The following is a 16238-nucleotide window of genomic DNA, read 5'->3' as shown; positions in this document are numbered from 1 at the left end:
CGATATATACAATTTAGAAATTCCCTCTCTCCGTGTTTTCGGAGGGAGGGAATTTTTCTTATGCCGCAACAGGCCCTATATAAATAAACTAATTGACGCAGAAAGCCCATATGCTAGATTTGGGCATGCCTTTCCTCTATCCGATCCTGAAATATAATAAATACATAGCATCAGTATTAAAAATATTTATATTGAGTGTGAGCATCTGCTGCGCCCTCCCTGCCCATGCGCAAAGATCATTAACTATAGCCTATCCTGACTACTGGCCTTTTTTCTCACGTTCCGAAAATGGAACCATGGACGGCATGTTTTATGAGATAATCTCAAAAGCTGCTCTAAATTCCAAAATCAGGCTGCAATGGAACGAATATCCGTGGAAAAGGTGCCAGCGTTATGTGCAGCAGGGTCGAGCCGATGCCATGATCACAGTCCCAACCAAAGAGCGGCTTGAATACAGTGTTACACACCCCACTCCTTTCTATAATAAGACAATGAACATATTTACATACGCCGGGCATCCCAAAATGGGCATAATTAATAAAATCAAAAACATTGATGACCTGAAGGCCAGCGGCTTGACTGTCATCACCTATGCCGGAAACGGATGGAACGATAAACACATCAGATCACGGGGAATCAAGGTGCAGGAGTCGCATCTGCGTGAAGGGGTATGGCCCATGCTCTCCCGTGGACGGGGAGATCTGATTATTGAATGGCCAGCCGGAGCATGGCCGGATATAGACAGGCAAGGTTTACGGAAAAAAATAATTCAAACCGACATTGTTTTGGAATCAATGCCTTTTCATTTATTAATCAGCAAAAAAAGCCCTTACGCCTCCAGCATAGGAACCATTTCAAACACACTTGCCGATATGAAAAAAAATGGAAGCATACAGGAAATTATCCATAAGTATTAATCTTTTCCAACTCCGCGGAACTGTTTTATCGTAATTCCTCCTTCCGAAATTCGGGGGGAGGAATTTATTTTTCGAACAATTAAATTATAATTAATGTTAAATTTCAATGCCCCCCATATAAAATGCTTCCAAAATATACACTAATTAGATATATACACGTAATCACATTAAGTACTTTTTTTGCCACCGCCACGTAATAATATCAGGAGCCTCCATGAAAATGCCGAAACTACAATTGCAAGGCCAACTGCTGCTGCCCATTCTATGCGTAATGATTCTGGGCATCCTGTCACTTCAGTACTTTAGCTACTGGGAATCATCTAGAGAATTTGAAAAAGAACTCATCGAGACAGTAAAAAGCGAAAGAGATAATACTATCGCCAGAGTTGATGAATGGTTTAAAAACAAAGCAGCCAACATCACAGTCTGGAGCAAGAACGCAAACATGGCTAAAGCCCTTGAAGGTGACGCCGACGCAATCGGGAATTTCGGTAAACTGATCAAAAACGTAACCCAGACTTTCCCGGATATCAAAAGCCTAAGGCTTGCAAATCCAAATGGCGATATTGTCCAAACATCTGCAAAATCGACAAAAAAAATAAACGTTTCCAGCCGCGCATATTTCAAAGGAGCGATGCAGGGCAAAACTTATATTTCAGAACCTTTGATCTCCAAGAGTTCCGGAAAGCCGATCATAGTCATTGCCACCCCGGTAAAAGACAAAGCCGGAAGCATTAAAGGCGTGATGTACATTGTAACTGAATTCCAGTCCCTGTACCAAGAAGTGCTTGCCACAGTTAAAATCGGTAAAACAGGCTACGCTTTTGCCACCGATAAAAACGGTCTGGTTGTGGGGCACCGCGAAGCTGAAAAAATCATGAAGGACAACATCAAAGGCTGGTCCTTCGGCCCAACCATGATCGGCAACGAGTTCGGCCAGTACAAATATTTCAGCCGGGCATTCCAGCAGGATGAAATTGTTGTCTTCGGCACCACCAAACTCACCAACTGGCGTATCGGCGTCATTGCCCCCATCGGCGAACTGCTGAGTGCAATGAAAACCATACGCAACCTCACTTTTCTCGGCGCGTTTATCACCATTCTTGCTGTGGGCTTAGTAGTGCTTTTCATCGTCCGCAAGCTGACCAAATCCATCAGAATCGTGGTTGATAACGCAAATATTATTGCAGACGGTTCTGTGGATATCACTATTCCCGATTCCATGGCCGACAAACAGGACGAACTGGGTGAACTGGGCCGTTCCTTCCGGACCATGGCACACAATCTTGGAGCCCAAATAGAAGAAATTACTGAAAAAAGCGCAGAAGCCGAAACCAAAGCGGACGAAGCCATGAAGGCCACCGCACAGGCCAAGGAAGCGCAGGAACAGGCCGCACGAGCCCAGAAAGAAGGTATCCTGCAGGCAGCCATGAGCCTTGAACAGATCGTGGATCAGGTAGCTTCCGCATCTGATGAACTGAATACCCAGATTCAGGAATCCCGCCGAGGTGCGGATGTTCAGCGCGAGCGCGTTCAGGAGACCGCCACCGCCATGGAACAACTCAACGCCACGGTTCTGGAAGTTGCCGGCAACGCTGGCAACGCAGCAGAAAACGCCGACGAAGCACAAAGTCAGGCTGAAGGCGGCCAACAGGTTGTTAACAAGGTAACTGATTCAATCAGTGAACTCAGCAAAGAAGCTGAAAACCTTCAGAACGAAATGAAAGAGCTGGATGGACAATCACAATCCATCGGTAACATCATGGGGGTCATCAGCGATATTGCCGACCAAACCAACCTGCTGGCACTAAACGCGGCAATTGAAGCGGCCCGTGCCGGGGAAGCCGGACGAGGCTTCGCAGTTGTTGCTGATGAAGTCCGCAAGCTGGCTGAAAAGACCATGACCGCCACACAGGAAGTAGGCAGTGCTATCAACGCGATTCAGGACAGCACCTCCAAGAGTGTTGATTCCATGGAAAAGACCACCAAAATGGTTGATGAAAGCACAGAGCTGACCGGAGAGGCACAAGACTCACTGACAGCAATTCTTGAAAACATCGTCTCCACCGCCGATCAGGTCCGGGCCATTGCCACAGCTTCGGAAGAACAATCCGCAGCCACCGAACAGATCAGCCGCGGAGCGGACGAGATCAACGCCATCGCCTCCGAAACTGCTGACGCCATGGAACAATCCGCCATAGCCATATCCGAACTGGCCGAGCTTTCTGAGCGTCTGCGGACCATTATTGAAGAGATGAAAGAATAAGCTGCATCAGCCCAAACCAATACAATTAAAAAATCCCTCCTCCCGATTTGATTCGGGGGGAGGGATTTCTCTTTTACAATCATTTTTTAACTATTTACATCCGAACCAGAACTTTTTTGGCTCCTTTAGTCATAGCCCGCTCAAAAGCCTCAGTAAAATCATCGAAGTCATATTCAGCTTCAATCAGCCCGCTGACATCAATCATACCCTGCTCCAGCACATTCAGGGCCAGACCGATATCCCCGCAGCGGGAGCCGACTATGGAAATCTCATCCACCACCAGCTTGGCCAGATTGATGGAACTTGGCAGGTGTGAGGTGGTCTTGGCTACGATGGTCCCTTCCGGGCGTACAAAATCAAGGGCGTAGTTTATGCCCTTCTCGCTGCCGGTAGCCTCCACCACCAGATCGAATTTATCCCATTCTGCCGCCAGCGCGGTGAGTTCTTCAGGATCGCCTATGCAATAGGTATTAACACCCTGCTTGGCCGCAATAGCAAGCTTGTCCTCATGTTTACCCACCAGCAGCACATGCGGATTGTAAAGCTTCAAAGCCAGTGCGGTCAGAAGTCCCAGCTTACCGTCACCTAGCACCATAACCCGCATATCCCCGGTAACGTGAATCTGCTGACTCACTTCCAGCCCGGCAGCCAAAGGTTCGGCAAAGACAGCCGCCCGGTCCTCAACTTTATCCGCAACCACGTAAAGATTTTCCGCCGGTACTTTCAGGTACTCAGCAAAGGCACCGTCATGGTTCACGATTCCCACGACAGTTCTATTCGCAACATGCCTGCGGTCACCCACATAAGCCCCCACTGGACAATTAATATCCGCCACAACCCGCTTGCCTACCAGTTCCTGTCGATCCGGGCACTCTTCCACTACGGCTACAAATTCGTGCCCCGGAACACCTGCGAAACCATAGTAGCCCTTATACAGTTCAATATCAGTATTGCATATCCCGGCCAGCAGCACTTTAAGCAGAGCCTCCCCCGGCCCAAGCTGCGGTTTATCCCGCTGGACAAAATCAATCTTCCCGTCTTCAAAATATATTGCGCGCATGTTTTCTCCTTTTACTTATAACACCAGCACCCTATTCCATAAAAAAATCCCCGGCAACCAAAGGCTGCCGGGGATTTGAATACAATCAAAATCAATACTAATTCAACATCCGCTGTTCCTTAAACCAACAAACCGCGTCCTGCACGGCCTCTGTTGCCGGGCGGTGAGTGTAACCCAGTTCTTTTTCCGCACGATCCGAGCTGTAATACATCTTCTTGGATGCCATGCGCACGCTGTCCATGGTTGCCACGGGATTCTTAATCAGCCCCAGCCTTGCCAGCATTTCCCCGGTAAAACCGGCTGAATACATTACCGGCTGCGGGACCTTGAATTTCGGTCCGGGCTTATGGGTAATGCGGGCGGTCATGGCAAACAGATCCTTGAGGCTGAGATTATCCCCGCCAAGAATATACCTGCGTCCGATCTTGCCTTTCTGCAAAGCCAGCAGATGCCCGTGGGCGATGTCATCCACATGGGCGACATTCAACCCGGTATCGGCATAGAACATGCCACCATCACGGGCGGCATTGAGGACCATGGTTCCTGTGGGAGTAGGGCGGGAATCCCCCGGCCCCACCGGGGTTGAAGGATTAACAATCACTGCCGGAAGCCCCTCATCACGGACCATGTCCATAACCACCTTCTCAGCCAGAAACTTGGATTTCTTGTACGGGCTGATCATGTCAGTCACCGAAGAAGAGGCATCCTCGTTCGCCGGACTTCCGTCTGCATTCGTTCCCAGCACACAAACACTGGAAGTGTAGACAATACGCTCCACCCCGGCTTCGAGGGCTTTCTGCATGAGCAGACGAGTACCCTCAACATTGGTACGGGTCATGGATTCCGGGTCCGGGACCCAGAGGCGGTAATCCGCTGCCAGATGAAAAAGATATTTGCAATCACGCAAAGCTTCTTCCAGCGCGACTTCGTTATTAAGGTCGCCGGTGATGAACTCAACAGGCTCTGAAACAAGCTTTGCCGCACGTTTTTTATCGCGCACAAGAGCTTTAATATGAAATCCCTGCCCGGCAAGAATCCTGACAAGACGGGAACCAATCAATCCGGTTGCCCCGGTGATCATTACGTTCATAATATATGTGTTTGTTTATTGGTAAGGTATTGATATAAAATATTCTACTGGACCTGTTCGGCTTCGGGGAGAGGGAATGATACGAGCAGGAAACACATGAAAAGAAGCCGTGCCTGCGTTTGCAGCAATGAATGATGGAAAGGATTGTGTCAAGTTTGGAATTGTAAATAAATGTTACGTATTTGTATTAGCTGGAAAAATCATTACCCTGCGCAGCCTTAAGTCCGGCCCGGACCTTTGCCGCAATTTCATCATAATGCTGCGGCGGGCAATTCATATAAAAAGGCTTGCTGTACCATGCGCCCTTGAATTTTATGGTGTAATCATCGGGATACCAGTTCACTTTCTTCATATCCACATAGCTGATCTCAACATATTCATCTGCCTTGGCCAGCATGCCCTGTCCCATGGCTTGGGGACTTTCCATTATGGCAGCCAGAACGACTATCGCTGAAGCTGCATCCTTCATCTTCCCCGTAAACATCCGCGAATAAACTGATTTATCCGACACTCCGAACTGATAGCTGAAAACATGCCCCACCAGAGCAAGAGCGACAAAAGTCAACATCGCAAATCCACCTACCGCAGCACCGGAAATATAAAACGCTGTCCGGATTTCCCTTACTCCGCCGTCAACAGCAACCACAATAATGACCATCAAAACAGTAAACATCACCAAGACTGCCAGCAGCATCTTCACAAACTCCATGAGCCTGAATTTATCCGCTAGAATGTGCCTGGCATTCCAGTTCCAGATAATTCCTGAGTCATTGATGGTTATGTCTGTGGCTCGGTCTTGGAGTTTCATGGGGTCAGTATAACATAAAAAACACCCCCGGCAACCAAAGGCTGCCGGGGGCTTCTTCATTCTTTATGCTTTAGAGCTAAACGCTAAGCGTTTTCAGTTGCTCCTGCAGCATCTTCTTCCCCGCCGTAAACCTTCTTCATGATGAGATAGGTTTCAGCGATCATCCAGATTTCGAGCAGGAATACGATCAGCCCGACTACGAAGAGCAGCCATTTGCCGCCGGTGTAGAATTTCTGAAGGTTGTAAACCATTGCCCAGCCGGTCATGGCAATCATGAAGACCATGGGGATACCGGTGTAGACGGCTTTAACCTTCTTGCGGGCAAGGTAGACGGTGATAATCAGCAGAGCCAGTGCGGCCAGCAGCTGGTTTACGGTACCGAACAGGGGCCAGAGAGCCAGTGCGCCCTGCTTCAGTGCGCCGATGGAGAAACCGCCGTTAAAGCAAAGTACCGCAGCAGTACCGACTGCGATAAAAGTTGCGGGGATTGCGCCGGACAGTGCAGGCATTTTGTATGCCTGTGCCAGCTCGCCGACAACATAACGCTGAATACGGGTAGCACTATCAAGGGTGGTAGCTGCGAAGCTGACCAGAAATACGCCCATAATTGCAAGAGCGATATTTGCAGGGATGCCGTAGCTGGCCATGAGGTTAGCGGAACCTTCGACAAATGCACCGAGCTTTGCGCCGAGACCGGCAGCGGAAGCCCATGATGCGTAGTGGGTGGTGAAGGCTGCGGTTCCGGTCAGCAGCTGACCGTCAGCAGTGTGCTTGCCGAGGCCAAGTCCGGCACCGACAGCAACGATAACGAGAATGGACAGAGCAGCTTCCATAAGCATGGAACCATAACCGATCATGCGGGAGTCGCGCTCGGTTTCGCACTGCTTGGCGGAGGTACCGGAGCTTACCAGAGAATGGAAGCCGGAAATAGCACCGCAGGCGATGATTACAAACAGGAAGGGCAGCATCGGCGGAGCACCCTGCGGAGCAAGGTCAAGCGCGGGAGCAACAAATGTGGGATGAGCCACAACAGCACCCACAACCAGCAGGATCAACGCTACGAAGAGCTGGTGACCGTTAATGTAGTCACGGGGCTGCAGCAGGGTGGTAACCGGAAGGATGGATGCGATAAACGCATAGACCAGCATAACCAGAGTCCAGACCACGATGGGGTTCATGCCTGCGATGCCGGGCATTTTGAAGGGCAGGTAAACACCGACCACAACAAATGCGTACATTGCCAGCAGAGCAAGGATGGACCAGACAGTGTGGTTCGCACCCTTCTTGTACATGAGCCAGCCAAGGCCGATGGCGATGGGCACCTCACTCCATACCGGAATGACAGCTGCGGGGTACATATTAAAAAGGATAGCGATAACCAGTGCGAACACGGCGATAACGATCAGCAGTTCAAAGAAAATGATGATCAGGAACAGGGAACGCACGCGGTGGTTAAGCAGTCCGGCGGCAAGATCCCCCACAGAGCGGCCCTGATTGCGCAGGCTGACTACGAGAGAACCGAAGTCATGCACGGCACCCATGAAAATTGCACCGAAGAAAACCCAGAGTACTGCGGGAACCCAGCCCCAGATAATAGCAATTGCAGGACCTACAATGGGACCGAGGCCGGCAATGGAAGTAAAATGGTGCCCGAAAAGCACTTCTTTTTTAGTGGGAACAAAATCCTTACCATCTTCCAGTTCGCAACTGGGACAAACTTTGTTCTCATCAACCTGAAAAATCTTCTTTGCCAGAAATTTGCCGTAGGTATGGTACGCAATGATGTACCCCACAAAGCAAAGACCGGCGACAACGAGTGAGTTCACCTCAACACCTCCAAAGAATAGAAACAATACAGGCGGAAAGACCTAAAACTTCCCGCAACCACACACTTTTTTATAAGCACCCTGCCCTTAAAACCCGTTCCGAAATCAGCCCGCCCGTTGCCTTCAGGCAACATATAAACACTGAATCCGGCCCCCTCGGGATGACAGTGGGTACTCATAGTAATTTTTAGGATTCTCCTAACTAAATTATTTCAGCGTAAATTACCAGTTCCCGTTTAAAAATATCGCAACATCAACCGTTTGCAATTTCACGATTCAAAATAACACGAACATTATTCGCGATTAACCTGCAACAACGTTACCGAAAATAATATATCCGCAAATAATGCGCTCACAATTTAATTGCAAAATCATTTCAAAAGGCTGCTAAGTCCCTTCCACCACATCCACTTTGGCAAATGCAGGTTCGTGGAGCGGAATGAGAATATCGGCCATATCCTTGACCTTGACCATGATGTCGTAAGCTTCATAGGTATTCACCGAAGTGCCGGGCGGAATCACTTCCATCTCCATACCGCGTACTTCCGGCGGAGGATTGAAATTCTCCATGATCACGCAGAATCCGGTAATGGCCGCTAGTCCGCCCTTGGTATCAATCAGAATAGTCATGCCGCCCGGGGTGTGGGCCGGGGTATGCATCATGCGGATACCGGGAACAACTTCGTAATCTCCGTCCACAGCGACCACCTGTCCGTTATCCTCCACATCCTCTATATAATCTTCCAGATAGCGGAAATCCAGCGGATGCGGTTCGTGTACATGATCCAGTTCCTTGCGGTGCACGTAAAATTTAGCATTAGTGCATTTGTAATCATTCTCGCAATGGTCATTGTGCAGATGGGTATGGATGACAATGTCGATATCTTCGGGCTTGAGGCCGTATTTTGCCAGCCCGTCTTCAAAAGTATAAATCTTACCGCCCAGATCAGCTTCACGATCATCGGAAATAATGGGCTGCATCTCCCCGGTATCAACCAGTATTTTCTTGTCTCCACCCTCGATGTACCAGCAGTAAATGGGAATAATGTACGGTTTCCCGTAATCATGCTGGTAAGTCATCATGCCTTTGTCGAATCGCTTGGTTCCCATGACTATGGGATGGATTTTGTACTTGGCCATTATCAGCTCCTTACCCGGACAGCTATCCGCCTGATGCTGTTTATATTAATGATGGCTGCAACATAGCACTGTTTTACTTCGGTATCCATTCCTTTAATCGTGACTCAGATATGAATCCCTCAATCACAAAAGGATCTGCGGCGATAATTTCTTCAGCTGGCACCTCATTTTTCGCCTCAAACATGATCATGCCACCAGAGCCATCTGCAAACGGGCCACCTTTGAATCCTCCCAGATTACGTGACTTCCAATATTCCACATGGGCAGGAACAGTCTTGCCGATTGCCTCCGGGCTGCCTTCCATTAAGTAATAGTATACAAAAATCACCTTTGAATCATTTTCCATATCGCCTCCAAACGCCGGGGTTACTGAAAACATCACCAGACACACCAGAAAAAACCACTTCATAGGTCCTCCTTTAGGCCATGGGCCGGATGGTGCCTAAAACCTTCACCATCTGCTCCAGTTCATGTTCAGGGATATGTTGCAGCCACTTTTCATTCAAAGCCTTCATTTTCACCATGCACTGCTCCACTACCTCCCGCCCCTCATTCGTCACTTCACACAGAACAAAACGGGAATCCTCATCAGACTTGAAAGTTTTAATCAAACCAAGAGAGGAAAGGCGGGAAATGGATTTGGATACATTGGATTTCTCATAGAGAAGATCTGAAAGAATCGCTTTCTGCGAAACAGGCCCCTGCTCTTTAATAGCCACCAGCACAACAAACTGCTGCTGGGCCAAACCAAACTCACGAGTAAGACGCGCCCCCTCCCGCTGCAGATAAGCCCCCAGCCGGAGCAACTCAATCACCATTTTATTTGCGTTGGACATCACTTCTCCATTTAGTTTCCCAGTCAACTAAACACAAAATCTCTAAAAATAGTTTCCTTGTCAACTAAATTTCTTTAGCAGTTCTACCATCCTGACCATTCGAGCAATGTGAAAATATATGCAAAGATCAGAACAAGAGCTCTCACCGCATCAAAAACAAATTCAACGCCCACCACCAACAGATTCGTAAAAAGATATCAACCTACTTAATTCAAAGGACTTATATAAAACATTGTTCTTTTTTTCACACAATTTAATGCTGAAACAATGAAACTCAAAACCTCCTAATGTGAAAAAATGTTCCTTTTTTCTTTATCTCAAAAAAGTTTGTTTCTTTTTTCACACGTCCGTAAACAATAGATCAGTTAAAAAAGTCACCGCCGCTGCAGGCGGGTTCATAAATTATAAAAGGAAGTGAGGAGGTCACCATGACTTACAAAGAGATTCAGGAACTGCTGATGAAGGAAATGCGTCTTTATCATTACCCTGTAGCCGTTAAATATTTCTTCGATCAGGCTGAGGTGGACGCATTCAAAGAAAAAGCAGAAGTCCATGTGCCGCTCAAACCCATGACCTTCTGTCAGTGGGAAATTGCCGCCCGCATGAAAGGCCAGACCGTATATTCTGATGTATCCGGCCTCGGCTGCGGCAACGCAAAATACGCTTTCGCATGGAAAGAGCTCGACGAGGGCGAAATCAAAGGCCACTCCAAGTATGTTGTAGACATGGAGCAGGCTGAAAAATTCGTACTCAGCAAGCCGCGCATGAAAGAAGGCATGATCGGTGTCGCAGTTGCGCCGCTGGGTTCCATCGACGGCATTTTCGAACCGGATGTCGTCCATTTCTACTGCGACAACATGCAGGCTTACCACTTTGCCGTGGACTACGCCGCAGCCACCGATACCCATCCCCTGCGCCCCAATGTGACCATGAACTCCTCCGCATGCGGCGGCTGCGTTTACACCTACAACGAGCAGGAATTCAACATGGTTCCGGCCTGTTCCGGAAGCTACAACGCAGGTAAAACCGAGCGCGGCGAAATCAACATCATGATTCCCGGCACCAAGTTCAAAAAAATGGTCCAGAGACTCTGCGACCGCATTGAGCTTGCCAGTTCCGCCATCACCAAGCCCGGCGACGGATTCCCCGGTCAGGATGTCTGCAAGAACTGTCCGCTGGTTATCTTTAAGAAAGAAAAATAAAAAATAGCGATTCCCGGACACTGCAATGTCCGGGAATCGCACCAATAGGAATGAAGGCGCTGTTCCTGTTCAATAGAGACAGCAAAACCAACTTTCGCTTAAGGAGATACACTATGTTTAAATCACGCAAAAGCCTTTTGATCATGGCTGTAGCGGCACTGGCAGTGGTGGCCTATATCCAGCCCGCCTTTGCTGACCGCCTCGCAGATGCCATCAGCGCAACCCCCAAGGGTGCTGAAGCAGGCCAGATCAACACCGAACTCGCCCCCGGATTCCTCGGAATTCCCGGCGGCCCCAGCGTTAACCTTATAATCGGCTTTGTCTGGGCCATCTGGGTCGGTTGGATATTCTCCACAGTCGGCGCATTCGGCGGCATCATGGCCGGTGTCGGTCACATCACCATTTACGGTTTCGGTAACTACGCTTCCACCTTCAAAAAGACCTCCCCGGTTATGAACAAGCTGGTCACCGACTCCATCCGCGTATCCAACCAGTGGCTGGTCGGTACTTCCGCAGCCATGTCCTCTTTCAACTACTACAAGATGGGCCGTCTGGTTCTGCCGCTGGGCCTCTCCCTTGCCGCAGGTTCCATTGCCGGTTCCTATCTCGTACCCTGGCTCACTGCCGGTAAAGTTTCACTGAAAGCATACATCGGATTCTTCGGTCTCTTTGTTCTCGCTCTGGGCTGCTACCTGTTCTATGAAACCACTCCCAAAGGACAGGCAGGCAAAAAGCAGGCTAAAGAAGCTGCAAAGGCTTTCGAAGCTTCCATCAAGGAAGAAAAAGAAGGCGGTAAAGTCGACACCGCAGCCATGGGTGTTAAGGTTGTGGACTTCTCCCTGACCAAGTGCGTATTCACCTTCTACGGTGTTGAATTCTCCTTCAACCCGCTCATCCCCGTAGTCGGCGGTTTCATCATCGCGGCACTCGCTTCCTTCCTCGGCGTTGGCGGCGGATTCCTGCTCGTGCCCTTCCTGACCAGTGTTGCGGGTCTGCCCATGTATCTGGTTGCAGGTACTTCCGCGCTGGCAGTACTCGTAGGTATGACCACCTCCGTTTTCACCTATATGGTTGTTAAAGATACCCCCGTGTTCTGGCCCCTCATCGGCGTGGAACTGCTCGGTATCCTCGTGGGTTCCTTCATCGGGCCCCGCACTTCCAAATACATTCCGGACGTATGGCTCAAGCGACTCTTTGTCGTACTGGCTCTGTACGTAGGTATCCGTTACTCATCCAAAGGATTCCTCGGCTACAGCCTGCTGCCTCCGTTCTAATTTGATGCCTCCGGCGGCTGGGGAAGGGAAACTCTTGCAAGAGTTTCCCCTTCCCCAGACCCCATCCCCTTCAGAACCTTTTAAAAAGGCTTCGCCGCTGGGGACCAAAGCTGGAGCTAAAGCTAACAACAAATCAACCCGCGTCTAATCGTGATTGGATGCGAAGCTTACTAAAACGTTTTGGGATTCTTAAACCCTTTTGGAAAAGGGTTTAAGGCTCCCGGCAGGGCCGCCGGAGGCATTTATGTTTGAATCAATATATCCCGTAATCGACAATCTGCTTATTGCACCTTATCGTATCGGCCTGCCCAGCCTTGCGGCTTTCTGGTTGGGTACTGCGATTATGGCTTTGTGGTGTACCCTTGCCGGGGAAATTTCCATGAGCCTGATTTATATCTGGAACCGGGAATATTACACTGATTTGAACCGCAAGATGACCCGCATGAATAATATTTCCATTGAAGCGATCCGCCACAAGAAAAAAGAAACCTTCAAATCCGCCAACAAATGGGCCAATGAATATTTCGGGAAAGTCTTCTTTTCCCATGCCGCGCTTTTTGCAGTTTCGCTCTGGCCTGTGCCTTTTGCCATGGGCTGGCTGCAATCCCGCTTTGCCGGAATCGATATCCACACAGTGCCTTATATTGAATTCGGGCTCGGCTACTCCTTTGTTTTTATTTTATCATATATTATTGTACGCTACGGCTTTTCTAAGGTAAGATCATACATACCGGTTCTGAAAAAAATAGACGACATGAGAGCGGAAGACGCTATAAAAGCCGGAGAGATGACTTCTTGGGATGAGCTGACGCAGGAGCCTGAATTAAAGGATGCTCCTGACGCCCCTGCCGGGCTTGAAAGCAAAGCTTAATTCCGCAAGAACTTCTCCGCAGCACAGCTTCCCCTTTCAGCGGAGAATTCATGTTCAAGCTCAGATATACTCTTCCTGCGATACTTCTTCTGGCCGGGGCCGCCTTGTACTTCTTCGGATCGCAGCCGGAAGAAACAATTGTTCACGTGGACATGTCCATCCGCGAAGAAGTCCGCGTCCCCGAACCGAGACCGGCCATAACTTACGCCTACCTGCCTCAATATTCACATAAAGTATCCTACCTGCGTCACAGTAAACTGATTGATTACCTGTCCCGCGAATCAGGATTCACCATCCGGCAGGTTTTCCCCGACACCTTTGAAGAGCACCGCCGCATGGTGGAAAACGGTGAAATCGACATTTCCTTTTCCAACCCCATGACCTACGTGGAAATCGCCAGAAGCGGTGCCCGTGCTTTTGCAAGAATCATCGAACCTTCCGGCAGCCCCACTTTCCGGGGCCAGATCATCACCCGCAAAGACAACCGGGCTATTACAAGGCTCAAAGACTGCATCGGCAAAACATGGATTGCCGTGGACCCGCTTTCCGCCGGAGGCTACCTCTTTCCGCTGGGCCTGTTTCTCAAACATGGAATCAAGGAATCTGAATTCAAGGAAATTTCATTTGCCCCCGGTCCGGGCGGCAAGCAGGAAAAAGCCGTACTGGCCGTCTATGCCGGAAAATATGATTTCGCCTCCATCCGCGAAGGCACCCTGAACGTGGTCCGGGACAAAATCAACATTGATAAAATAAGAATCATTGCGGAAACAGAATCTTTTCCGGGCTGGGTCTATGCCGCACGTAAAGGGCTTTCCGAAAAGGTGGTTAATAAAATCAAATACAGTATGTTCTCCATGTCCATGGACAACCCGGATCAGGCTTCCATTCTTTATCAGGCCGGAATGCGCGGCATTATCCCGGCAGAAGACAGCGATTATGATTCTGTACGCAGACTTACGAAAATGTTGGGACTGGATGAAGGAGGGGTAAAATGACGGATTTATTCTCCCGCTTGAAATTCAGGACCAAAATCAATCTCGGTCTGACCCTGATTGTGGCTTTTACCTCGCTGCTTATTGCCATATTCGTCATCCGCATGTCCTCGGACGCACTTATTGAACAATCGAGAAAACGGGGCGAAGTGCTGGCTGGAAATCTGGCCCTGCGCGCGGAAAACCCTCTCCTTTCTGTAGACCTGCTCAACCTCGGATCAATGGTCAATGAGTTGAAAAAAGCAGACAGTGAAATTGAATACGCCTTCATCATGGACGAACAGAACCGGGTTCTTGCCAACACTTTCAGTGACGGCTTCCCGGTACAATTGAAAGAAGCCAATGAAAGCGTGGGCAATAAAATCAGCGTGGTGACCGTTGATACCGGAAAAAGCAGACTTTTTGACTTTGCCGCACCTATATTTCTAAGTGACAAGAAGCTGGGCATGGTCCGCATCGGCCTTTCAAGGTCCGGGATACATGCCGTGGTCCAGAACCTCATCTTTGCCATCATGGTCCTGACCGGAGCGGTGCTGCTGCTGGCGGTGCTCATCTCCACCCAGTTTGCCCGGCAGCTGACCCTGCGGCTGGGATCGCTGCAGAAACATGCCGAGGATATTGTCACCACCCATCTGGGCCCCGGCCTGCGCAAGGATGAAAATAAAGACGAAAACATTACTGACAAATTCAAAAGAATCGTCAGCAACCCGCCCAAAGGCGATGAGATTCAGGAACTGACCGAAACCTTTGATGCCATGGGCATGAGCCTTGCCTGCCACATTGAAGACCTGCAGATCACAGAGGCCGACCTGACCCGGCAGAAAGAATTGCTCAAGACCATCATCAATGTTTCCCCGGACTTTGTATCCCTGCTGGGGCCGCAGCTGACCTACCTTGCGGTGAACAAAACCTATGCCGAACATCTGGGCCGCAGCGAAGAAGAAATCATCGGCCTGACTGATGCTGAGATATATCCGGAAGAGACTGCCGCCGCACGCATGGAAGAGGCTCGGGTGGTTCTGGAAACCGGACGTCCGGTAAACAAGGAAACCCGCGAACCGGAAACGGACGACTCTCCGCCCCGCTGGTTCCATACCATCCGTGTTCCGGTACACGGCCAAAGCAACAATATCATCGGGGTACTCTCCACCTCGCGCGAAATTACCGAGCTTAAAAGTTATCAGGCCCAGCTGATCCAATCCCAGAAAATGGAATCCATCGGCAAACTTGCCGGAGGCGTGGCACACGAAATCAACACCCCCCTGGGAATAATACTCGGTTACGCACAGCTGTTACAGGAAGACCTTGATCCCGAAGACCAGATAGCCAAAGACATGTCCATCATCGAAAAGCAAACCCGGGTCTGCCGCAAGATCGTAGCCGACCTGCTCGGATTTTCCCGCCAGAATGAGAGCGAGAAGATCACCATGTGTTTCAACAACTCCATTCTGGAAGTGGTGCAGCTGGTCAGCCATACTTTCAAGCTGGAACAGGTCCGCATTTCAACGGAGCTGGACGACCGTTTCCCCATCATTCACGGGGACCCGGAAAAGCTGAAACAGGTCTGGCTGAACCTGCTTTCCAACGCACTGGAAGCAATCGACGAAAAGGGAAACATCCATATTTCAACCCAGCTGGATACCGCATCCATGACCATTACCGCCATCTTTGCCGATACCGGGCACGGCGTTGAGGCTAAAAACATCAATGCCATCTTCGATCCCTTCTACTCCACCAAGCCGGTTGGCAAGGGGACAGGACTGGGACTGTCGGTATCCTTCGGTATCATCAAGGACCACGGCGGGACTATTGAGGCAGTCAGCCCGCTGCCGCGCAGCCTGCGCAACACGCTTGAGCTCCCGGCAAAATCAGGCCCGGGAACATTATTCAAAGTAACCCTGCCCCTTGATGAGCTTTCGGAAGAAGAGCAACTGTAGGGTTTCTTTATACGCTACT

At 49.7% G+C, this 16238-nt stretch carries 14 protein-coding genes; 7 read left to right on the top strand and 7 right to left on the bottom strand.

Annotation, left to right across the window (positions count from 1 at the left end; all coding sequences use genetic code 11):
* The first annotated feature begins 110 nt into the window (after positions 1–110).
* Both FMR86_RS06910 and FMR86_RS06905 read left to right on the top strand, forming a co-directional pair.
* Entirely contained in the window at positions 111–917 is an 807-nt protein-coding gene (locus FMR86_RS06910; RefSeq protein ID WP_163350363.1) for an ABC transporter substrate-binding protein, read from the top strand.
* Positions 918–1137: 220 nt separating this feature from the next.
* Positions 1138–3183 carry a methyl-accepting chemotaxis protein gene (locus FMR86_RS06905; RefSeq protein ID WP_163350362.1) on the top strand — a complete coding sequence of 682 codons (2046 nt, stop codon included), beginning with the start codon at positions 1138–1140 and terminating at the stop codon, positions 3181–3183.
* A gap of 94 nt (positions 3184–3277) precedes the next feature.
* On the opposite strand, the gene FMR86_RS06900 is transcribed toward FMR86_RS06905, so the two are convergent.
* From FMR86_RS06900 to FMR86_RS06870, 7 genes are all read right to left on the bottom strand, one after another.
* The gene (locus FMR86_RS06900; protein ID WP_163350361.1) at positions 3278–4243 is read right to left on the bottom strand and encodes an alcohol dehydrogenase catalytic domain-containing protein; all 966 of its coding nucleotides are present in this window, start codon (positions 4241–4243) and stop codon (positions 3278–3280) included.
* A gap of 97 nt (positions 4244–4340) precedes the next feature.
* The gene (hpnA, locus tag FMR86_RS06895) at positions 4341–5333 is read right to left on the bottom strand and encodes a hopanoid-associated sugar epimerase (RefSeq protein ID WP_163350360.1); all 993 of its coding nucleotides are present in this window, start codon (positions 5331–5333) and stop codon (positions 4341–4343) included.
* Between the two features lie 187 nt (positions 5334–5520).
* Positions 5521–6141 carry a hypothetical protein gene (locus FMR86_RS06890; protein ID WP_163350359.1) on the bottom strand — a complete coding sequence of 207 codons (621 nt, stop codon included), beginning with the start codon at positions 6139–6141 and terminating at the stop codon, positions 5521–5523.
* An 83-nt stretch (positions 6142–6224) separates the two neighbouring features.
* Complete coding sequence (locus tag FMR86_RS06885) at positions 6225–7967, bottom strand: carbon starvation protein A (protein WP_163350358.1); 1743 nt, start codon at positions 7965–7967, stop codon at positions 6225–6227.
* Positions 7968–8354: 387 nt separating this feature from the next.
* A complete protein-coding gene (locus FMR86_RS06880) occupies positions 8355–9107 on the bottom strand; it encodes an N-acyl homoserine lactonase family protein (protein WP_163350357.1) in 753 nt (250 codons plus the stop codon).
* A 73-nt stretch (positions 9108–9180) separates the two neighbouring features.
* Positions 9181–9516 carry a YciI family protein gene (locus FMR86_RS06875; RefSeq protein ID WP_163350356.1) on the bottom strand — a complete coding sequence of 112 codons (336 nt, stop codon included), beginning with the start codon at positions 9514–9516 and terminating at the stop codon, positions 9181–9183.
* 10 nt (positions 9517–9526) lie between these two features.
* A complete protein-coding gene (locus FMR86_RS06870; RefSeq protein WP_163350355.1) occupies positions 9527–9943 on the bottom strand; it encodes a MarR family winged helix-turn-helix transcriptional regulator in 417 nt (138 codons plus the stop codon).
* A 428-nt stretch (positions 9944–10371) separates the two neighbouring features.
* Here FMR86_RS06870 and FMR86_RS06865 point away from each other — a divergent pair, with 428 nt between their 5' ends.
* The 5 genes from FMR86_RS06865 (at position 10372) to FMR86_RS06845 (ending at position 16219) form a co-directional block, all read left to right on the top strand.
* Positions 10372–11145: a DUF169 domain-containing protein gene (locus FMR86_RS06865; RefSeq protein WP_163350354.1), complete on the top strand. Its 774-nt coding sequence runs from the start codon at positions 10372–10374 to the stop codon at positions 11143–11145.
* 113 nt (positions 11146–11258) lie between these two features.
* On the top strand, positions 11259–12419 hold the full coding sequence (locus FMR86_RS06860; protein ID WP_163350353.1) for a sulfite exporter TauE/SafE family protein: 1161 nt from the start codon (positions 11259–11261) through the stop codon (positions 12417–12419).
* A gap of 244 nt (positions 12420–12663) precedes the next feature.
* Positions 12664–13290, top strand: a complete 627-nt coding sequence (locus FMR86_RS06855) for a hypothetical protein (RefSeq protein ID WP_163350352.1) — start codon at positions 12664–12666, stop codon at positions 13288–13290.
* Positions 13291–13340: 50 nt separating this feature from the next.
* Positions 13341–14285, top strand: a complete 945-nt coding sequence (locus FMR86_RS06850; RefSeq protein ID WP_163350351.1) for a phosphate/phosphite/phosphonate ABC transporter substrate-binding protein — start codon at positions 13341–13343, stop codon at positions 14283–14285.
* Positions 14282–16219, top strand: a complete 1938-nt coding sequence (locus tag FMR86_RS06845; protein ID WP_163350350.1) for an ATP-binding protein — start codon at positions 14282–14284, stop codon at positions 16217–16219. Before FMR86_RS06850 ends, FMR86_RS06845 begins: the two co-directional genes overlap by 4 nt.
* Positions 16220–16238 lie beyond the last annotated feature (19 nt).

This window comes from Desulfovibrio sp. JC010, assembly GCF_010470675.1.
Classification (GTDB): domain Bacteria; phylum Desulfobacterota; class Desulfovibrionia; order Desulfovibrionales; family Desulfovibrionaceae; genus Maridesulfovibrio.
This window is presented reverse-complemented; position numbering and strand designations above follow the sequence as displayed.